Origin of the sequence: Sphingomonas morindae (assembly GCF_023822065.1) — a bacterium.
Classification (GTDB): Bacteria; Pseudomonadota; Alphaproteobacteria; order Sphingomonadales; family Sphingomonadaceae; genus Solisphingomonas; species Solisphingomonas morindae.
In genome coordinates this window covers 433783-453543 of the sequence record NZ_CP084931.1, presented here as the reverse complement: position 1 = coordinate 453543, position 19761 = coordinate 433783, and the positions used below count along the sequence as shown (strand labels likewise).

Genomic DNA, 19761 nt, shown 5'->3' with positions numbered 1-19761 from the left:
CGGGGTTGGCGGCTCCGGCGTGGTCCGCCGCCACGGTGCGGAAAGCAAAGGGGAGGGTCGTCATGGGCTTGACGGTGAATGGCGCGCCGGTGGCGCTGCCGGAGGATCCGCGCGTATCGCTGCTGGATCTGCTACGCGATCGGCTCGGCCTCCCCGGGACCAAGAAGGGCTGCAACCAGGGGGCGTGCGGCGCCTGCACCGTGCTGGTGGATGGCATGCGCATCCTCTCCTGCCTCGCGCTCGCGGTGCAATATGAGGGCCGTTCCATCACCACCATCGAGGGCCTCGGCACCGAGACGGCGCTGCACCCGCTGCAACAGGCCTTTATCGAGCATGACGGGTTCCAGTGCGGCTATTGCACGCCCGGCCAGATCTGTTCGGCGGTCGACATGGTGGCGGAAGCAAGGCGCGGCGTGCCCAGCCATGTCACCGCCGATCTGGCCGAGGAGACGATCCTGCTCGACGGCGCCGAGCTGCGCGAGCGGATGAGCGGCAATCTCTGCCGCTGCGGCGCGCATAACGGCATCATCGAAGCGATCGCGCAGAGCTTGGAGACGATGGCATGACCCCCTTCGGTTATGCCCGCGCCGCCGACGCGGCGGATGCCGTGCGCCGCGCCGGCGGCGCGCCCGTCCGCTATCTTGGCGGCGGCACCAATCTCGTCGATCTGATGCGCGAGACGATCGAGCGGCCGGCGGCGCTGGTGGATGTCACCGGGCTTTCCGCCGAGATCGCGGCGGCGGGCGAGGGGCTGCGCATCGGCGCGGCGGCGCGCAACACCGCGATCGCCGAGCATCGCCTCGTGCGCACCCGCTATCCCGCGCTGGCGCGCGCCATCCTCGCCGGCGCCAGCGCGCAGATCCGCAATATGGCGACCGCCGGCGGCAATCTGCTCCAGCGCACGCGCTGCGCCTATTTCTACGATGTCGAGGGCGCACGCTGCAACAAGCGCACCCCCGGCGCCGGCTGCGACGCGATCGGCGGCTTCAACCGCGCCCACGCCATTCTCGGCGCCTCCGAAGCCTGTGTCGCCACCCATCCGTCGGACATGGCGGTGGCGTTGCTCGCCTATGATGCGCAGCTCGAGATCGAAGGCCCGGACGGCGCGCGCACCCTCGCGCTCGCCGATCTCCACCGCCTGCCGGGCGACCGCCCCGACCGCGACACCGATCTCGCGCCGGGCGAGCTTATCACCGCCATCCTGCTTCCGCCGGTTTCGCCCGCGCTGCGCGCCACCTATCGCAAGGTCCGCGATCGCGCGAGCTATGCCTTCGCGCTGGTCTCGGTCGCCGGCGCGCTGGCGATCAAGGAGGGGCGGATCACCGAGGCGCGGATCGCGCTGGGCGGCGTCGCGCCCAAGCCGTGGCGCGTCCCGGCGGCCGAGGCGGCGCTGATCGGCGGCGCGGCCGAGCCCGCGCGCTTCGCCGAAGCCGCCGAGGCGCTGCTGGCGGGCGCGGCGCCGCTCCGCGACAATGGCTTCAAGATCGAACTGGCGCGGCGCACCATCGTCGCCGTGCTGACCGAAGTGGCGGGAGGCGCGGCATGAGCATGATCGAGGAGGCCAAGCAGGCCGCGCAGGGTCTGGTCCAGGCGGCGATCGGCAAGGCGGTGGCGCTCGCGCCGGACCAGTGGATTCCCGGCGGTGTTCCCGATCCGCTGATCCGCCACCAGCATGGCGTGATCGGCCAGCCCGTGTCGCGGATCGATGGTCCGCTCAAGGTGTCGGGCAAGGCGCCGTTCGCGGCCGAATTCCCGGTCGAGGCGATGGTCTATGGCGCGTTGGTGCACAGCCGCATCGCGCGCGGCCGGATCAGCCGGCTCGATACGGCGGCGGCCGAGGCGGCGCCGGGCGTGGTGGCGGTGATGACGCACCGCAACGCGCCGCGGCTGCGGCCGCCGCCCGTCTTCCTCTCCGCGCCCAAGGCGGCCGGCGGCGATACGCTGCCGGTGATGCAGGACGATCGCATCGCCTGGAATGGCGAGCCGGTGGCGCTGGTGCTCGCCGAGAGCCAGGAACAGGCGGATCATGCCGCGATGCTGGTGGAGGTCGACTATGCGGCCGAGCCGGCGCTCACCGATTTCGCCGAGGCCAAGGCGCGCGGCGCGCGGCCGGCCGAATTTATGGGCGGCCCGCTGCACGATGCGCGCGGCGATGCAGAGCAGGCGCTCGCCGCCGCCGAGGTGCGGGTGGACCAGCGCTACACCACGCCGCGCCACAATCACAATGCGATCGAGCTGCACGGCGTCACCTGCTATTGGGAGGGGGATACGTTGCGGCTGCACGACGCCTCCCAGCTCGTCGCCCACACCGCCTGGTCGCTCGCCCATATGTTCGGCATCGACGAGCGGCAGGTGATCGTCACCTCGCCGTTCGTGGGTGGCGGCTTTGGTGGCAAATGCCTGTGGCAGCACCAGATCCTCGCGGCGGCGGGGGCAAGGCTGAGCGGCCGGCCGGTGCGGCTCGTGCTCTCGCGCGAGGCGGTGTACCGGATCGTCGGCGGCCGCGCGCCGACCGAGCAGCGCGTCGCCCTGGGCGCGGATCGCAGCGGCCGGCTCACCGCGCTGATCCATGAGGGGGTGACGCCCAAATCGCGCGCCAACGCCATGCCCGAGCCCTTCATCCTGCCGACGCGCAGCGCCTATGCCGCCGAGACGGTCAAGCTCGCGGTGGAGACGGTCGAGCTGGACGTGCTGAGCAACACCTTCATGCGCGCGCCCGGGGAGTCGGTCGGCACCTTCGCGCTGGAATCGGCGATGGACGAGCTGGCCCATGCGCTGGCCATGGATCCGGTGGCGCTGCGGCTGCGCAACGAGCCCGAGCGCGATCCGCTGTCCAATCTGCCGTTCTCGGCGCGTCATCTCGATCAGGCGTGGCGGGCGGGCGCGGAACGCTTCGGCTGGTCCGCGCGCGATCCCCGGCCGGGCGCGCGGCGCGAGGGCGAATGGCTGATCGGCCTGGGCTGCGCCACCGCCACCTATCCCTATTACCGCATGCCGGGCGGCGCGGCGCGGATCACGCTCACCGCCGCCGGCGAGGCGGTGGTGGCGATCGCGGCGCACGAAATGGGCATGGGCACGGCCACCGCGCACAGCCAGGTGACGGCGGAACGGCTCGGCCTGCCGATGGCGGCGATCCGGTTCGACTATGGCGATTCCACCCTGCCGGGCGTGGTGCTGGCCGGCGGCTCGCAACAGACCGCGGCGATCGGCGCCTCGATCATCGCCGCGCATCGCGCGCTGGTGAAGGCGCTGCTGGCGCTCGCGGGCAATGATTCCCCGCTGGCCGGCCTGTCGGTGGACGAGGTGGCGAGCCGCGAGGCCGGGCTGTGCGCGCTCGACGATCCGGGCCGGCACGAAAGCTACGCCTCGATCCTGGCCCGCGCCCGACGCGAGTCGATCAGCGTCGAGGCGGAGCCGCCGATGCCGCTCGAGACCCAGCATTGGTCGATGCACAGCCATGGCGCGATGTTCTGCGAGGTGGCGGTCAACGCCGTTACCGGCGAGCCGCGCGTGCGCCGCTTTCTCGGCTCCTTCGATTGCGGCCGCATCCTCAACCCCAAGACGGCGGCCAGCCAGTTCCGCGGCGGCATCATCATGGGCATCGGCCTGGCGCTGATGGAGGAGACCCAGCTCGATCCGCGCACCGGCCGCATCGCCAATCCGAGCCTGTCGGACTATCACATCCCGGCGCATCTCGACGTGCCCGAGATCGACGTGATCTGGACCGACATTCCCGATCCGCACACGCCCATGGGCGCGCGCGGCATCGGCGAGATCGGCATCACCGGCACCGGCGCGGCGATCGCCAACGCGATCTTCAACGCCACCGGCAAGCGCGTGCGCGATCTCCCGATCACTCTGGATCGGCTGCTCTGATCGTATAAAAAATGCTCCTGCTTTTCCCGTTTGTTAAGGGGAAGGCGTGAAAAGCGGGACCATGGACGAACAGAGCGCCCACGATCTGGAGGAAGCCCGTCTGGGCGCGCTGCACCATTTGTGCCTGCTCGATACGCCGGCGAGCGAGAGCTTCGATCGCATCACCCGGCTGGCCGCGCAGATCTTCGATCTGCCGATCGCCGCCATCTCGCTCACCGATCGCGACCGGCAATGGTTCAAGTCGCGCATCGGCGTCGAGCATGATCATATCGCGCGCGATCAGGCGCCTTGCGCCGAAGTCGCGGAGCGGCAGGACGTGCTGATCCTGTCCGATCTCGCGCTATGCCCCGCTTATGCCGAAAGCCGGCTCGCGCGCGATGGCATCCGCTTCTATGCCGGCGCGCCGCTGGTCACGCGCGACGGCCACGGATTGGGCGCCCTGTGCGTGCTCGGCACCGTCCCGCGCGTTGTGAGCGCGGCGGAGCGGGCGGCGCTGCGCGATCTCGCGGCCATGGTGATGGCGCAGATCGAGCTGCAGCACGCCTATGGCCGCGTCGATCCCGTCAGCGGCTTCCCCAATCGCAACCAGTTTCTCGAGGATCTCGCCGATCTCGCGCGCGATCGGCCGGGCGCGTCGCGGATCGCGGTGCTGATCGATCTCGCCCGGCATGACGAGCTCAGCGCGCTCAGCCGCGTGATGGGCGCGGGCCGGCTGGACGAGATGGTGCGCGAGGCGGCGCAGGCGCTGCGCGCGCGCATGCCGGCGGATCGCGCCGCCTATCATGTGGCCGCCACCCAATTCGCCTTCCTCGCCCCGGACGGCGCCGCGCTGGACGATTATGTCGGCCTGCTGAAGACGCATTTCCTCGATGCGCGGGCACGCTCCTCGGTGCGCTTCCTCACCACCGTGTCGATCGGGGTGATGCCCTTCACGCTCGGCGCGATCACGCCCGAGGATGTGCTGCGCGGCGGCCACAGCGCCGCGCAGGATGCGCGCACGGGCGATGGCGCGATCAACATCTTCTCCGCCGCGGCGGACGGCCGCCACCATCGCCGGCTGGCGCTGATCGAATCCTTCGGCTCCGCCTTCGATAGCCCGGGCGAGCTGCGCCTCGTCTATCAGCCGCGGATCGCGCTCGCCACGGGCGCCTGTGTCGGCGCCGAGGCGCTGCTGCGCTGGCATCATCCCGCGCATGGCGAGGTTCCGCCGGCCGAGTTCATCCCGGCGGTGGAGCGCACCTCGCTGATCGCGCGCACCACCGATTGGGTGATGCGCGCCGCCGTCGCGCAGGTCGGCGCCTGGCGCCGCGCCGGCCTCGTCCTGCCCGTCTCGCTCAACATCTCCGCCGCCAATCTCGATGAGCCGGATCTGCCGCACAGGCTGGAGCGGTGCCTGCGCGCCCATGACGTGCCCGTCGAGCTGATCGAGATCGAGCTGACCGAAAGCGCGCTGATGGCGGAGACGGCGCAATCCACCGCCTGCCTCGCCGCGCTCGCCGCCGCCGGCTTCCGCATCGCCATCGACGATTTCGGCACCGGCTATAGCAGCCTCGCCTATCTCCAGCGGCTGCCCGCGCGGATCGTCAAGATCGACCGCGCCTTTGTCGCCGATATCGAGACGCGCGAGGCCGATCGCCGGCTGATCCGCAGCATGATCCGGCTGGCGCAGGATCTCGGCTATGAGGTGGTGGCCGAGGGGATCGAAACGATGGCCGTCGCCGCCTTCCTGCGCGAGCAGGGATGCGAGCAGGGCCAGGGCTATGTCTTCGGCCGGCCGATGGCGCCCGACGCGCTGCGCGCTTGGATCGAGGCGGAGCGCCGCGCCGCCGCCTGATCCGCCGCCGCCCGCGTCAGGGCGGCACCTCGCTGCCGTCCCAGGCGAAGCAGCGGCCGGTGGCGCGCGCGTCCAGCCCGTCGAGCACGCGGAGCAGCCGATCTGCGGCGGCCTCGGGGGTGAAGCGCCGCGCCGCGGGCACTCCGCTCCGGAAGGGCCGGCTGAGCCCGGTATCCACCGTGCCCGGATGCAGGCCGACGCAGATCGCGGCGGGCCGCACCCGCGCGAGTTCGATCGCGGCGGTGCGGACAATCATGTTGAGCGCCGCCTTGGAGGCGCGATAGCCATACCATCCGCCGAGCCGGTTGTCCGAGATGCTGCCGACCCGCGCCGAGAGCGCGGCGATGATCGCGCGGCGATCGCCGGCGAGCAGCGGCGCGAAATGGCGCAGCACCAGCGCCGGACCGATCGCGTTGATCTGGAACTGGCCGGCGAGCCAGGCGGCGTCCAGCGCCTTGAGCGCGCGTTCGGGGCGGTGTTCGCCCTCGTGCAGCAGCCCGGTGGCGATGAGCACCAGCTCGAGCGGTCCGCCGATCGCCGCCGCCGCCGCCGCGATGCTGTCGGGCGCGCCGATATCGATATAGCCCGGCCGCAGCGGCCCCGGTCCCTCGTTCGGGGGCGGATGGCGCGAGAGGGCGTGGACCATATCGAAGCCGGCGCTCGCCGCCAGCCTCCGCGCCAGCGCCGCGCCGATCCCGCCGCCGCTGCCGATCACGACGGCGCGTCTCACCAGCCCGCGCTGCCCGGGCCGCCCTTGAACGGCCCGGCCACGCGCGTGGTGATCCAGCCGCCGTAAAAGCCGCCCGGCTGCGGCACCACCCGCTCGCCATCCACGAAGCAGGCGTCCATCGCCGCCGCGTAGAAGGCGATATGGTCGCGCAGTAGCGCGAAGCCGGGGGTCGGATCGGGATAGCTCCACGCCGCGCGCGGGCGACGCACCCCGCCGCCCACCACGTCGAAATAGCGGGCGTCACCCTTCCATTCGCAAAAGCTCGATCCCGTCGCGGGGAGCAGCACGCCCGCGCGCACCGCGTCCGGGGGCAGATAATAGCTCGGCGGATGGCTCGTCTCGAGCGTCCGGACCGCATGCTGCGTCTCGGCGATCGTCTCGCCGCCGAGGATCACGACGATATGCGCCGTGATCGCCTCGGCGATGGCGGGGCGGGGATAGTCCCAGACACTCTCCTGTCCGGGCTTGAGGGGGTCGGGGGTTGGATGGCGCATCCGGCGGCAACGCGGCGGCGCGCGCCTGGTGCCCTGGCGCCCCTGTACCGCTATGCGACGCGCGCGCGGTCGTGTCGGCTTGATCCCGCCGTGTCGCGCCGCTAGGGCGTCCACGACATCAAGAGTCGGGCCGACGCCCGGCACCAACCTGCTCCCGGGCAAGGTGGTGCCTCCCGTGCGGGAGGGATGTGGCCGGACCGGCAACCAAACGGGACCAAGCCATGCGTCGATCCGAAATCTGGTGGGAACCGGACGAAGGACCAGGACGCAATGCCCAGCAGCCAGCAGTTCGCCAGTGACAATTATGCGGGGATCTGCCCCGAGGTGTGGCGCGCCATGGAGGCGGCGAACACCGGCTCCGCCACCGCCTATGGCGAGGATCTGTGGACGCAGCGCGCATCGGATGCGTTCCGCGGCCTGTTCGGGGCGGCGTGCGAGGTGTTCTTCGCCTTCAACGGAACCGCCGCCAATTCGCTGGCGCTCGCCGCGCTCTGCCAATCCTATCACAGCGTGATCTGCTCGGCGCAGGCGCATGTCGAGACCGACGAGTGCGGCGCGCCCGAATTCTTCTCCAACGGATCGAAGCTGCTGGTGGCGCACACCGAAAACGGCAAGCTCACGGCCGAGACGATCCGCGCGCTCGCCACCGGCCGCTCGGACATCCACTTTCCCAAGCCGCGCGTCGTCACCATCACCCAGCCGACCGAGACCGGCCAGGTCTATACGGTGGACGAGATCCGCAGCCTGTCGGCGGTCTGCCGCGAGCTTGGCCTCAAGCTCCACATGGATGGCGCGCGCTTCGCCCATGCCTGCGCCACGCTGGGCTGCGATCCGGCGGATATAAGTTGGCGCGCCGGGGTCGATGTGCTGTGCTTCGGCGGCACCAAGAACGGCATGGCGGTGGGCGAGGCGGTGCTGTTCTTCGATACCGAACTGGCGCGCGATTTCGATTATCGCTGCAAGCAGGCGGGCCAGCTCGCCTCCAAGATGCGCTTCCTGTCGGCGCCCTGGGTCGGGCTTCTGGAAAGCGGGGCGTGGCTCACCAATGCGCGGCACGGCAATGCGTGCGCCCTACGGCTCGCGCGGGCGATCGCGGACGTGCCCGGCGTGGCGCTGATGTTCCCGGTGGAGGCCAATGCGGTGTTCCTCAAGGCCGATGCGGCGCTGCTGGCGGCGCTGCGCGCGCGCGGCTGGCGCTTCTATACCTTCATCGGCGGCGGCGCCCGCTTCATGTTCGCCTGGGATGCCGATCCCGCGCGGGTGGACGCGCTCGCCGCCGATATCCGGGCGGCGGCGCGGGCCGGCGGGGCGGACGCCGGCGAGGGGCGGGTGGCGGCGTGACGCGCGTCACGCCACTCCGGCCGGGGCATCGGGCGCGATCAGGCTCTTGAGCGGCCGCGCGGCGTCGGCGAGCAGCGCCGGATCGATCACCGCCTGTGCGAGGACCAGCGCCCTGCCCTGGACGAAGTCCTTCACCGCATTGACCGCGTCCACCGCCACCACCCGGCCCTGCTTGAGATAGACGATGGAGAAGGCGCGGCTGGCGGGATCGCCGCGCACCACCTCGGCATCGTGCCCGGCGGAGAGGCCCACCGTCTGAAGCTTGAGATCATATTGGTTCGACCAGAACCAGGGCAGGGCGTGATAGCGTTCGGGCGCGTTCGTCAGCGCCTTCGCCACATTGGTCGCCATGTCGTTGGCGTTCTGCACCGATTCCAGCCGGATCGGCAGGCCCTCGGCAAAAGCGTTGGCGTGGAGCGCGCAATCGCCGATCGCCCAGATGCCCGGCAGCGAGGTGCGGCCATGCTCGTCGACGGCCACCCCGTCGCCGCCGCGCGCGCCGGCCGCGATCAGCGGTTCCACCGCCGGCACGATGCCGATGCCGACGATCACCATGTCGGCGGGCACGATCGTGCCGTCCGCCAGCCGCACGCCGCACGCCCGGCCCTCCGCGCCCTCGATGCAGGCGACCCGCACGTTGAGCCGCACATCCACGCCCTGGGCGCGATGCTCGGCCTCGTAGAAGCGCGAGAGCGCCACGCCGGCGACGCGCGCCAGCACCCGCGCCTGCGCCTCCAGCACCACCACCGATTTGCCGAGCGTGCGCAGGACGGCGGCCGCCTCGAGCCCGACATAGCCGCCGCCGATCACCGCGACCCGCCGCACCCCGTCCAGCGCGGCGATCATCCGGTCGACATCGGCGCGGCTGCGGACGGCATGGACGCCGTCGAGCGCGAAGCCGTCGCACGACAGGCGGCGCGCATGGCCGCCCGCCGCCCATACCAGCGCGCCATAGCCGAAGAGGCGGCCGTCCTGCGCGCGCGCGGTGCGGGCCTCGGCATCCACCGCATCGATCCGCACGCCCGTGTCGATCGTGATCGCACGCTCCGTCCAGAAGCCCGGCTGGCGGATCAGGATGCGCTCGAAGCTCCGCGCGCCCGAGAGATAGTCCTTCGAGAGCGGCGGCCGCTCATAGGGAAGATCGGGTTCCTCGCCGACGATCCGGATCGTGCCCGCAAAGCCGCGCTGGCGCAGCGCGATCGCGAGCTGGGCGCCGGCATGGCCCGCGCCGACGATCAGAATGTCCGAGCACTGCATGATCCCTCCTCTTATGCCGGGGCGCCCCGCCCTTGGCGCAGGGGATCGCGCTTGTCGATCCGCCGCGCGCTGCGCGCCGCGCGGCGGATCGGCTCGGGCGAGCCGGCGCGCGGGACCAGCCGAGGAACGATCGCGCCGGCCGGACGCTTGCGCCGCAGGCCTCATCGCCGGGAGACACCGGATGCGCGGCACCATCCTCGCCCTGAACAGCGGCTCGTCGAGCCTCAAATTCGCCCTGTTCGAGGCCGATCGCGGCGCGCGCGCGGCGCGGGTGCGCGGGCAGATCGAGGGTATCGGCGCTACGCCGCACCTCATCGCCAAGGATGCCGCCGGCGCCTGTCTGATCGAGCGGCGCTGGTCCGCAGGCGAGGATGGCACGCACGAGGCGCTGCTCGGCACGCTGCTCGACTGGATCGACAGCCAGACGGGCGCTGCCGAGCTGGTCGGCGTCGGCCATCGCGTCGTTCATGGCGGGCGCGATTTCACCGCGCCGGTGCGGGTGGATGCGGCGGTGCTCGCCGCGCTGGAGGCGCTGTGCCCGCTCGCGCCGCTGCACCAGCCGCACGCGCTCAACGCGATGCGCGCGGTCGCCGCGCACCGCCCCCAGGTGGCGCAGACCGCCTGTTTCGATACCGCCTTCCACGCCACCATGGCCGAGCCGGCGCGCCACTTCGCGCTGCCGCCCGATCTCGCCCGCGAGGGCGTGCTGCGCTACGGCTTTCACGGCCTGTCCTACACGCATGTGGCGCACACGCTCGCGGACATTGATCCCGCGCTCGCCGCCGGGCGCGTGGTGGTGGCGCATCTCGGCGCCGGCGCCAGCCTCTGCGCCATGGCGGGCGGCCGCAGCGTCGATACCAGCATGGGCTTTTCCGCGCTCGACGGCCTGGTCATGGCCACGCGGCCGGGCGCGCTCGATCCCGGCGTGATCCTCTACCTGCTCCAGCACAAGCATTGGTCGCCGGAGCGGATCGAGACGCTGCTCTACAAGGAGTCCGGCCTCAAGGGGCTGACGGGCGGCACCGGCGATATGCGCGCCCTGCTCGAGAGCACCGAGCCGGCGGCGGAGGCGGCGATCGCGCTGTTCCTCTGGCGGCTGGCGCAGGGCGTGGGGGCGATGGCGGCGGCGCTGGGCGGGCTCGACGGGCTCGTCTTCACCGGCGGCATCGGCGAACATGCCGCGCCGATCCGCGCGCGCGCCTGCGCGCGGCTCGCCTGGCTCGGCCTCGCGCTCGATCAGGCCGCCAACGAAGCCGCCCGGCCGGTGATCAGCGCGCCCGGCGCGCCCGTCACCGTGCGGATCGTGCCGGCCGACGAGGAACGTGTGATCGCCGACCAAAGCCTCCCCCTGCTCGCGGAGACCGACCGATGACCGATGCCGCCCACCCGCTGGACGCCGCCGAGGCGGCCCTGATCGATCGCTACTGGCGCGCCGCCAACTATCTCTCGGTCGGCCAGATCTACCTGCTCGACAATCCGCTGCTGCGCGTGCCGCTCGAGGCCGCGCACATCAAGCCGCGTCTGCTCGGCCATTGGGGCACCACCCCCGGCCTCAACTTCATCTATGCCCATCTCAACCGCGTGATCCGCGCGCGCGATCTCGACATGCTCTATATCTGCGGACCCGGCCATGGCGGGCCGGGCATGGTGGCCAACACCTATCTCGAGGGCAGCTACAGCGAGATCTATCCCGAGATCGCCGAGAACGAGGCCGGCATGAAGCGGCTGTTCCGGCAATTCTCCTTTCCCGGCGGCATTCCCAGCCACGCCGCGCCCGAAACGCCCGGCTCGATCCATGAGGGCGGCGAGCTTGGCTATGCGCTCGTCCACGCCTATGGCGCCGCCTTCGACAATCCCGATCTGGTCGTCGCCTGCGTGGTCGGCGATGGCGAGGCCGAGACGGGGCCGCTCGCCGCCTCGTGGCACGGCAACAAGTTCCTCGATCCCCGCCACGATGGCGCGGTGCTGCCGATCCTGCACCTGAACGGCTACAAGATCGCCGGGCCGACCATTTTCGGCCGGATGGACGATGCCGCGCTGCGCCAATTCTTCGAGGCGCTCGGCCATGATCCGCTGTTCGTCTGCGGCGACGATCCGCTGGTGATGCACCAGGCGATGGCGGCGGCGATGGACCAGGCGCTCACCGCCATCGCCGCGATCCAGGCGGCGGCCCGTGCCGGGCAGGCCGCGCCCGCCGCCGCGCCGCCGCGCTGGCCGATGATCGTGCTGCGCAGCCCCAAGGGCTGGACCGGCCCCAAGCAGGTCGACGGCAAGCGCGTCGAGGGCTTTTGGCGCGCGCATCAGGTGCCGATCGCCGCCGCGCGCGAGAATGCGGATCATCGCGCGCTGCTCGAATCCTGGATGCGCGGCTATCGGATCGAGGAGCTGTTCGACGGCGAGGGCCGGCTGCTGCCCGAGCTGCGCGCGCTCGCGCCGGTCGGCGGCAAGCGCATGGGCGCCTCGCTCTATGCCAATGGCGGCCGCCGCGCGCCGCTCGACCGGCCCGACTGGCGCGCCTTCGAGGTGGCGGTGCCGCACCCCGGCGGCGCCGTCGCCGAGGCGACGCGCGCGGCCGGCGCCTATCTCGCCGAGCTGCTGCGGCGGAGCGAGGCGGCGCGCAATTTCCGCGTCATGGGGCCGGACGAGACGGCCAGCAACCGGCTCTCCGCCGTGTTTGACGTCAGCGACCGCGCCTGGATGGAGCGGATCGAGCCCTATGACGAGGGGCTGGCGCGCGGCGGGCGGGTGATGGAGGTCCTGTCCGAACATCTCTGCCAGGGCTGGCTCGAAGGCTATACGCTCACCGGCCGGCACGGCCTGTTCAACTGCTACGAGGCCTTTGTCCACATCGTCGATTCCATGTTCAACCAGCATGCCAAATGGCTGAAGGTCTCGCGCGCGCTGGACTGGCGGCGGCCGGTGCCGTCGCTCACCTATCTTCTGTCCAGCCATGTCTGGCGGCAGGATCATAACGGCTTCAGCCATCAGGATCCCGGCTTCATCGATCATGTCGTCAACAAGAAGGCCGACATCGTCCGCGTCTATCTGCCGCCCGACGCCAATTGCCTGCTGCGCACGCTGGACCATTGCTTGGGCACGCACGACCGGATCAACGTCATCGTCGCGGGCAAGCAGCCCGCGCCGCAATGGCTGACGGCGGAGCAGGCCGAGATCCACTGCGCCGCCGGCCTCGGCATCTGGCACTGGGCGGGCAGCGAGCAGCCCGGCGAGGCGCCCGACCTGGTGCTCGCCTGTTGCGGCGACGTGCCGACGCTGGAGACGATCGCCGCCGCCGATCTGCTGCGCCAGCACCTGCCCGATCTGCGCGTGCGGGTGGTGAATGTGGTCGATCTCATGACGCTCCAGCCGCGCGAGGAGCATCCGCACGGCCTCACCGATGCCGATTTCGAGGCGATCTTCACGCGCACCCGGCCGATCCTCTTCGCCTATCACGGCTATCCCTGGCTGATCCACCGGCTCACCTATCGCCGCGCCAGCCACGCCAATCTCCATGTCCGCGGCTTCAAGGAGGAGGGCACCACCACCACCCCGTTCGACATGGTGGTGCGCAACGATCTCGATCGCTACCATCTCGCCATGGATGCGATCGCGCGCGTGCCCGGCCTCGCCGATACCGCCGGCCCCGCGCGCCAGGCCTTTCGCGACGCACTGATCGCGCATCATGACTATGTCACCACCCATGGCGAGGACATGCCCGAGATCCGCGACTGGAGCTGGCCCTACCAGACCGCCGCCGACGCGGGCGACTGAGCCGGCCTAGCCGCGCGCCGCGCCGCCGGGGGGCGCGAGCCGCGGCAGCCGCGCGCAGGCGGCGGCGGTGGCCTCGCGGACGGCGGCGAGCCGCGCCGTCAGCGCCGCCACGCTCTCCCCCTCGATCATCGGGCTATGGTCGCGGGCGCGCACGCCCTGCCCATCGAGAATGGCGAACCAGCTCGCGTCGCGGAACAATTCCTCGCTCGCCAGCACGATGCGGCCGGTCTCGCGGAAATGGTCGAGCCGCCAGGCGAGGCTGTCGGGCAGCGTCATCGTCTGGCGCTCGCGCCACATCGGCTCGGGGCGGCCCGAAGTCATCGCATAATGGAGGATGAGGATGTCGCGTATCTCCTCCATCTCGCGCGCCATCAGGCGATTATATTGCTCGGCCAGCAAGGCGCTGCCGCCGCCCGGCGGGAACAGCGCGAGCAGCTTGGCGATCCCGCTCTGGATGAGGTGGATGCTGGTCGATTCCAGCGGCTCCAGAAACCCCGCCGCGAGCCCGATCGCCACCACATTGGCCGACCAGGCGCGCGCGCGGCGGCCGGGGCGGAAGCGGATCAGCCGGGGCTCGGCCAGCACCGGCGCGTCGAGCGCCCCGAGCAGCGCCGCGCGCGCCGCCGCATCCGACTGGAAGCGGCTGGAATAGACATAGCCATTGCCGGTGCGATGCTGGAGCGGGATGCGCCAGCGCCAGCCGGCCTCGGCGGCGGTGGCGCGGGTATAGGGGCGCGGCTCGGTCTCGGCGGCGGTCGGCACCGCCCAGGCGCGATCGCACGGCAGCCACGCGCTCCAATCCTCATAGCCGATGCCGAGCGTCTCGCCGATCAGCAGCCCGCGCAGCCCCGAACAGTCGATGAAGAGATCGCCCGCGATGCGCCCGGCCGAGGTGGCGAGCGCGGCGACGGCGCCGCTCGCCGGATCGCGCTCCGCCCCCTCCACCAGCGCCTCGATCCGGCGCACCCCCGCCGCCTCGGCGCGCGCGCGGAGAAAGGCGGCGTAGCGGCCCGCGTCGAAATGATAGGCATAGCCGAGCGTGGCGAGCGGCGAGCGCGGATCCGCCACCGGCTTGGCGAAGCGGCCGGCGCGCGCCGCCTGGGCGGTGAGCGAATAGGCCTCAGGGTCGATCGCCTCGCCCGCCAGCCGCGCGCGGATCAGCCGGTGGAGGAACATCACCCCGTCCTGCGGCGGTCCGAACGTGCCGAAGGGGTGGAAATAGCGGCTGCCATCGCCGGTCCAGCCGCTGAATTCGATGCCGAGCTTGTAGGTGGCGCCGGTCGCCGCCATGAACTCCGCCTCGTCGATCCCGGCGAGCTGGTTGAACCAGTGGATGGTCGGGATCGTCGCCTCGCCCACGCCGATGGTGCCGATGGCGTCGGACTCGACCAGGGTGATTTCGAGCCCCGGCGGCAGCGTGCGCGCCAGCGCCGCCGCCGTCATCCAGCCGGCGGTGCCGCCGCCGAGAATGACGAGGGAATGGATGCGGTCGCCGGCCATGGCTCCGCTCTAGCGGCTCGCGCCGCCGGGGCAAGTCGGCGCCGCGGCGGGCGGATGGAGCGCGAGATAGACGGTGCTCCACAATTGCGCGGCGTTGGATTCGTCGGCGTCCTTGCCGCGCGCCCCGAACGGCACCACCGCATAGGTGCCGTCCGCATAGCGCCACGACCAGAGTTCGGAGCTTTGCACCGCGCGCGTCGCGTCGATCGCGCGCCACAGCGCCGTCTCCGCCGCCACCAGCCGGCAGCGCAGCGGCGCGGGCAGATCGGTGCGCGCGCGCTGGCGGGCGAGGCCGGCGGCGGCGAGCGCCTGCTGCCACGACCAGACGACCATGCCGTGATAGGCATTGGCGCCGAACTTGGCCTGGAGCGCGGGCGGCGCGAAAGCGGGATTGGCCACCAGCAGCCCCGCGCCCGTCATCAGCCCCGCCGGAAAGGGGCGGCCGAGCGTATCCAGCGCCACCGCCAGTCGCTCGGGGTCGGGCGTGCCGAAGAGCAGCGCGAAGCCCTCGTCGCTGTTCTGGATCGGCACCGGCCGATAGGCGGCGTCGAGCGCGATCGCATGATAGCGCAGCGGCCCCGCCATGGCGGGCGCGGGCACGCCCTGCGCGGCGGCGAAGCGCGCCGCCGCCGCGCGCGCCGCGGCCGCCGGCACCGTCACCGCGAACAGCGGCGGCGCGGCGTCGCGCCAGGTCGCGGCCATGGCGGCGGCGCGCGCGAACAGCGCCGCGTCGCCCGGCTGATAATAGGCCGCGAGCAGCCCGGCGCGATCGAGCGCGGCCGCCGCCTCCAGCGCGGCGGGCACCAGCACCGCGTTCACGTCATAGGGATAGCGGCCGCCGCCCAGCCCGTCATTGCTGTCGCGCCATTCGCCCACCGGCACGCCCGGCTGCAGCCCGATCAGCCGCGCCGGCGCGGGCGCGGCGGCGAAGGCGGCGGCGCGGGTGAGCGCGAAGCGCAGGTTGCGCACCAGCGCGGCGCCCGCCGGCGTCCCGTCGATCGGCGTGGCGAGGAAGGCGCGCGCGCGGGCGGCGCCGCGCGGATCGTCGAGCAGCCAGGCCCGCGCCACGGGCGCGAGCAGGAAATCGCCGTCGATCATGCGATAGTCATAGACGGGCGCGGCCGATCGCGTCCCGTCCTGCTTGAGATGGTCGAGGATCGCGAACTCGCCGATATCCTCCTCATGCGCCACCCGGCCCTCGGGCGAGAGCCGCGCCAGCACCGATCCGAGCCCGCTCTCCACCGCGCCCGGCTGCAGCGCCGGCAGCAGCAGCCGCAGCGAAAGCAGCGTGTCGCGCCCGAAATAGGTGTTGAAGCGCCACGAGCCCGCCAGGAACTTCTCGCGATAGGAGAGGAAGCCCAGCGCCGCGCGCGCGGCGGGATCGGGATTGGCGGCGGCGGTGAGCAGATCGGCGGTGGGCAAGGGGGTAAGCGGCATCTCCCCGGTCAGCGCGGTGATGTCCAGCGTGATGCCGCCCTGCGCATCGGCGCGGATCATGTCGGGCGCCACCAGCCGGCCGCCCGTCACCCGCGCCGCCAGCGCGTAGCCGGGGGCGCCGTCCAGCCGGTCGCGCTGCCAGCGCAGCGTGTCGCCGGTCTGGCGCGCGGGGCTTGTCACCATCGCGGGAGCGGTGCCGAGCGCCTGATAGTCGCGCAGCACGCGCACGCTGGTGAGCAGCGCCTGGCGCAGCCGCAGGGCCGGCGCGTCGATGCGCACGGTGAAGCGCACGCCGTGCATCGCGCGGCCCTGCGCGTCGGCCTCGGTCACCGGCCGCGCGGGCGCGGTCAGCGTCCAGCGCGCCGGCGCGGCGAGCGGCGCGAACCACAGTGCCACGCCGCTATTGCCGGCGGGAAAGGCTATGAGCAGGCGCGGCGCGGTGCCGTCGCGCAGCACGATATGCGCCGCGACCGGGCCCTGCTGCACAAAGGCGTTGAGGTTCAGGCCCTCGCGCCGCGCATCGCCCGGCGGCGGCGCGGCGGCCCCGATCAGCGCCGCCGCCGAGCCGACCGCCGCCGCCAGCACGCCCGCCCGCCGGCCGCGCCTCACAGCTTGACCGTCATGCTGACCAGCGCGTTGCGGCCGACGATGCTGCGACCGTAGAAATAGCCGCCGACGATCGACTGGGTCTGGCCCTGGCGCGGATTGCCTTCGGTGAAGCCGTTGACGTTGGTGAGATTGTCCACGCTGACATTGACATTGACGCGCGGCGTCACGTTGAAGCTGCCGCCGATGGTGATCACGCCATAGCTCGGCAGCGCCACGCCGTTGCCGCTATCGGCGTAGATCTTGCCGATATGCTTGTAGCGCAGATAGATCTCGCCGCGATTGTCGGGCAGGATCACCGCCGGGGTGAGGGTGAAGAGCAGTTTCGGCGTCCGCTCCGGCGTATTGCCCTCATATTGCGGCTGGGCGACGCCATCGAAGCGCAGATTGTTGAGCTTGGGATCCTGGTACACGCCCTGGCCGGTCAGGCTGAAGAAGGAGACCGGCTTCAGGCTGGCGTCGAACTGCACGCCGCTCGTCTTGTTGTTGGCGAGCGCGTTCGCCTGCACCGCCGGATTGTCTGGGTTGATGAACTGGTAGGACTGGTTCTTGAAGATGGTGCGGAAGCCGATCACCGAGGCCGAGAGATAGCGGCTCTGGAAGCGCACGCCGCCCTCGTACAGCGTCAGGTCCGAGGGCTTGTGGGTGCCGCCGGTATCGCCGCCAAAGGTCTGGAAGCCGCGCGCATAGCGGGCATAGAGGGCGATATTGTCGGTGAGCGTATAGTTGACGCCGGCGGTCGCGGCCCAATCGTCATAGGTGGCGGACTGGCGGGTATAGGTGCCCGCGAAGGTGCTGCCGACATCGGCGACGATGCCGGGCGTGCCCGCCGGCACGGGCTGGTTCACCGGCGCGGTGTCGCCGATATCCACGCGGACATGCTGGCGCTCGTAGCGCGCGCCGAAATCGACATGCAGGCGCGTGCCGATCTTGAGTTCGTCGTTGAAATAGCCCGAGACCGAGGTGACCTCGTCCTTGAACACCCCCTGGCCCCAATTGCCGTAGCTGATCATGCCGTTGTTCGAGAGCTGGCCGAGCGGCGCGCCGTTCGCGCCGAGCGCCACGATGTCGTAGATGTTGGACTGGTCGGTCACGTCGTTGATCAGCGTCGCCACGCCGGACTGGTCGTTGTAGCGGCGGACATTGTAGACCATGCCGCCGACCGTCAGCGAATTGTCGAGCGCGCCCATGTCCGCGTCCCAGCGCGCGCCGAAGTCGCTGCCGAAATCGCGCGTCTTCACCGTCTGGTGGTTGAGCACCGTCTGCTGGAGCAGGCCGTTGCCGTTGAGCGCGTTCAGCGTCGCCGTGTCGGAGGCGGGGATGATCCGCCCGGTGCGCGTGTCGCGAATGCCGAACTGGGTGGTGCCGGGAAAGGCGACCAGCCCCTGGCCGAGAAAGCCGGCGATCGGCGAGCGGGCGGGATCGAGATAGGCGCTGGCGCTGGCGAGGCCGGCGGTGCCCGCGCCGCTGCCCGCGAAGATGCCGTTGAAATCGAAATAGGCGTCCAGATAGCGGGCGCGCGCGAACAGCGTCACGCCGTCGGTCACCGGCGCCTCGAGATCGAGCCGAATCTGGTTGGTGCGGGTGTGGATGCCCTCGCTCAGGCTGAAGCGGCGCTGGCAGGCGCCGGTCGCGCAGCTGTCGGGCACGAGGATATTGGCGAAGCCCGGGCCGCCGATATTGGCATATTTGGGATCGAGCCCGGGCACGCCGCCGATCTTGCCGCTCGAGGAGACGGCGAAGGGCATGTCGGCATAATAGGGATCATGCTCGTCGCCGCGCCGCGCCGTCAGCCGCACGAAGCCGCCGCCGGCGAAGCGCTTCTCCAGCATCGCCTTCACATGATAGGTATTGTAGATGAAGGGCGAGCTACGCACGCCGCGCGTGCTGTCGACATAGCCGCCCAGGCTGAAGGCGAGGCTGTCGGTGAGCGGCGCCGAGAAATAGCCGTCGGCGCGGTAATCGCCATAAGTGGTGCCGGTGAAGCGCACCGAGGCCACCGGCTTGGTGAAGCTGGGCTTGAGCGAGATGAAGTTGATCGTCGCGGCGGCGCCGTTCACCGCCAGCACGCCCGACGTGCCGCCCTCCACCGCCTCGACGCGGTCGATGGTGATGTCGTTCTGGAAATAGATGTCCGCGCCCGCGCCGCCATAGAGGATCGGCATGCCGTCCTCTTCCAGCGCGATGAAGGTCTGGCCGCCGCCGCGCAGGCCGCGCACCGAATAATTGTTGGAGACCGGCCCCGCCGTGCCTTCCACGAACACGCCGGGCACCAGCTCCAGCACGTCCGCCGTCGAGCGCGGCGCCTTGCGCTGGATGTCGGCGGTGTTGGCGAGCGTGACGTTGGACGAGGAGGTGAAGACGGTGCGGCGGCCCGAGGTGTTGCCGGTGACGATGATCTCCTCCATCGGCGCCGGCGCCTCGGCGGCGGGCTCCGCGCCGGGCGGGCTGGTGGGCGCGGGGCTGGCGCCGGCGCCCGCGGGGGCCGCCACCGGCGGCGTCGCGTTCTGGAAGGCGACGGTGCGGAAGCCCGGCGCCGGGCGCGCGGCGGCGCTGTCGTCGCCGGTCAGCACGGCGGTGCGCCCGTCGAACGAGACGAGGTGGAGCCGGCTCGGCGCGATCAGCCGCCGCAGCCCTTCCTCCACGGTGAACTGGCCGCGCAGGCCGCCCAGCTGCGCGCCGCGCGTGGCGGTGGCGGGCGCGAGGATCTGGATGCCGGCCTGCTGGGCGAAGCGCACCAGCCCCTTGTCCGCCGGCTGGGGCGCCATGTTGAAGCTGCGCCGCGCGGCGGGCGCCTGGGCCTGGGCCGCGCCGGGCGCGAGGCTGGCCATGGCCAGGGCGGTAGCGGAAACCAGCCCGAAAACGGGCGTGCCGGACAGGCGCATCATCTCTCCCCTTCGATCGATCGCGCATTC

At 71.5% G+C, this 19761-nt stretch carries 13 protein-coding genes and 1 riboswitch; of the genes, 7 read left to right on the top strand and 6 right to left on the bottom strand.

Annotation, left to right across the window (positions count from 1 at the left end; all coding sequences use genetic code 11):
• Nucleotides 1–62: 62 nt before the first annotated feature.
• From LHA26_RS18695 to LHA26_RS18680, 4 genes are all read left to right on the top strand, one after another.
• Complete coding sequence (locus tag LHA26_RS18695) at nucleotides 63–566, top strand: 2Fe-2S iron-sulfur cluster-binding protein (RefSeq protein ID WP_252168600.1); 504 nt, start codon at nucleotides 63–65, stop codon at nucleotides 564–566.
• Nucleotides 563–1546: an FAD binding domain-containing protein gene (locus LHA26_RS18690; protein ID WP_252168599.1), complete on the top strand. Its 984-nt coding sequence runs from the start codon at nucleotides 563–565 to the stop codon at nucleotides 1544–1546. Before LHA26_RS18695 ends, LHA26_RS18690 begins: the two co-directional genes overlap by 4 nt.
• Nucleotides 1543–3876 (top strand): xanthine dehydrogenase family protein molybdopterin-binding subunit, encoded by a 2334-nt coding sequence (locus LHA26_RS18685; RefSeq protein ID WP_252168598.1) that lies wholly within the window; start codon nucleotides 1543–1545, stop codon nucleotides 3874–3876. Before LHA26_RS18690 ends, LHA26_RS18685 begins: the two co-directional genes overlap by 4 nt.
• Before the next feature lie 61 nt (nucleotides 3877–3937).
• On the top strand, nucleotides 3938–5710 hold the full coding sequence (locus LHA26_RS18680) for a putative bifunctional diguanylate cyclase/phosphodiesterase (RefSeq protein ID WP_252168597.1): 1773 nt from the start codon (nucleotides 3938–3940) through the stop codon (nucleotides 5708–5710).
• Nucleotides 5711–5726: 16 nt separating this feature from the next.
• Here the strand turns inward: LHA26_RS18680 and LHA26_RS18675 are convergent, their stop codons facing one another.
• Nucleotides 5727–6440: an SDR family NAD(P)-dependent oxidoreductase gene (locus tag LHA26_RS18675; protein ID WP_367890751.1), complete on the bottom strand. Its 714-nt coding sequence runs from the start codon at nucleotides 6438–6440 to the stop codon at nucleotides 5727–5729.
• A complete protein-coding gene (locus tag LHA26_RS18670; protein WP_252168596.1) occupies nucleotides 6437–6934 on the bottom strand; it encodes a DUF427 domain-containing protein in 498 nt (165 codons plus the stop codon). Before LHA26_RS18670 ends, LHA26_RS18675 begins: the two co-directional genes overlap by 4 nt.
• 110 nt (nucleotides 6935–7044) lie before the next feature.
• A riboswitch (SAM-I-IV-variant riboswitch) is annotated at nucleotides 7045–7152 on the top strand.
• Between the two features lie 52 nt (nucleotides 7153–7204).
• On the opposite strand from LHA26_RS18670, the gene LHA26_RS18665 reads away from it, so the two are divergent.
• Nucleotides 7205–8275 (top strand): threonine aldolase family protein, encoded by a 1071-nt coding sequence (locus LHA26_RS18665; RefSeq protein ID WP_252168595.1) that lies wholly within the window; start codon nucleotides 7205–7207, stop codon nucleotides 8273–8275.
• 6 nt (nucleotides 8276–8281) lie between these two features.
• Here the strand turns inward: LHA26_RS18665 and LHA26_RS18660 are convergent, their stop codons facing one another.
• Complete coding sequence (locus tag LHA26_RS18660; protein WP_252168594.1) at nucleotides 8282–9532, bottom strand: NAD(P)/FAD-dependent oxidoreductase; 1251 nt, start codon at nucleotides 9530–9532, stop codon at nucleotides 8282–8284.
• A 181-nt stretch (nucleotides 9533–9713) separates the two neighbouring features.
• On the opposite strand from LHA26_RS18660, the gene LHA26_RS18655 reads away from it, so the two are divergent.
• A complete protein-coding gene (locus LHA26_RS18655; RefSeq protein WP_252168593.1) occupies nucleotides 9714–10904 on the top strand; it encodes an acetate/propionate family kinase in 1191 nt (396 codons plus the stop codon).
• Nucleotides 10901–13303, top strand: coding sequence for a phosphoketolase family protein (locus LHA26_RS18650; RefSeq protein WP_252168592.1), 2403 nt, complete (start codon nucleotides 10901–10903; stop codon nucleotides 13301–13303). Before LHA26_RS18655 ends, LHA26_RS18650 begins: the two co-directional genes overlap by 4 nt.
• Nucleotides 13304–13309: 6 nt before the next feature.
• Here the strand turns inward: LHA26_RS18650 and LHA26_RS18645 are convergent, their stop codons facing one another.
• Genes LHA26_RS18645 through LHA26_RS18635 form a run of 3 tightly spaced genes read right to left on the bottom strand, consistent with a single transcriptional unit; the run spans nucleotide 13310 to nucleotide 19734 of the window.
• Nucleotides 13310–14803, bottom strand: a complete 1494-nt coding sequence (locus tag LHA26_RS18645; protein ID WP_252168591.1) for a tryptophan halogenase family protein — start codon at nucleotides 14801–14803, stop codon at nucleotides 13310–13312.
• A gap of 9 nt (nucleotides 14804–14812) precedes the next feature.
• Nucleotides 14813–16849, bottom strand: a complete 2037-nt coding sequence (locus tag LHA26_RS18640; RefSeq protein ID WP_252168590.1) for a hypothetical protein — start codon at nucleotides 16847–16849, stop codon at nucleotides 14813–14815.
• Nucleotides 16846–19734 (bottom strand): TonB-dependent siderophore receptor, encoded by a 2889-nt coding sequence (locus tag LHA26_RS18635; RefSeq protein ID WP_252168589.1) that lies wholly within the window; start codon nucleotides 19732–19734, stop codon nucleotides 16846–16848. Before LHA26_RS18635 ends, LHA26_RS18640 begins: the two co-directional genes overlap by 4 nt.
• Nucleotides 19735–19761 lie beyond the last annotated feature (27 nt).

Excerpts from the sequence above, each read along its gene's own strand:
- LHA26_RS18685 (WP_252168598.1), top strand. The coding sequence starts at position 1,543 with ATGAGCATGATCGAGGAGGCCAAGCAGGCCGCGCAGGGTCTGGTCCAG.
- LHA26_RS18670 (WP_252168596.1), bottom strand. The coding sequence starts at position 6,934 with ATGCGCCATCCAACCCCCGACCCCCTCAAGCCCGGACAGGAGAGTGTC.
- LHA26_RS18690 (WP_252168599.1), top strand. The coding sequence starts at position 563 with ATGACCCCCTTCGGTTATGCCCGCGCCGCCGACGCGGCGGATGCCGTG.
- LHA26_RS18635 (WP_252168589.1), bottom strand. The coding sequence starts at position 19,734 with ATGATGCGCCTGTCCGGCACGCCCGTTTTCGGGCTGGTTTCCGCTACC.
- LHA26_RS18645 (WP_252168591.1), bottom strand. The coding sequence starts at position 14,803 with ATGGCCGGCGACCGCATCCATTCCCTCGTCATTCTCGGCGGCGGCACC.
- LHA26_RS18655 (WP_252168593.1), top strand. The coding sequence starts at position 9,714 with ATGCGCGGCACCATCCTCGCCCTGAACAGCGGCTCGTCGAGCCTCAAA.
- LHA26_RS18695 (WP_252168600.1), top strand. The coding sequence starts at position 63 with ATGGGCTTGACGGTGAATGGCGCGCCGGTGGCGCTGCCGGAGGATCCG.
- LHA26_RS18650 (WP_252168592.1), top strand. The coding sequence starts at position 10,901 with ATGACCGATGCCGCCCACCCGCTGGACGCCGCCGAGGCGGCCCTGATC.
- LHA26_RS18660 (WP_252168594.1), bottom strand. The coding sequence starts at position 9,532 with ATGCAGTGCTCGGACATTCTGATCGTCGGCGCGGGCCATGCCGGCGCC.
- LHA26_RS18680 (WP_252168597.1), top strand. The coding sequence starts at position 3,938 with ATGGACGAACAGAGCGCCCACGATCTGGAGGAAGCCCGTCTGGGCGCG.
- LHA26_RS18665 (WP_252168595.1), top strand. The coding sequence starts at position 7,205 with ATGCCCAGCAGCCAGCAGTTCGCCAGTGACAATTATGCGGGGATCTGC.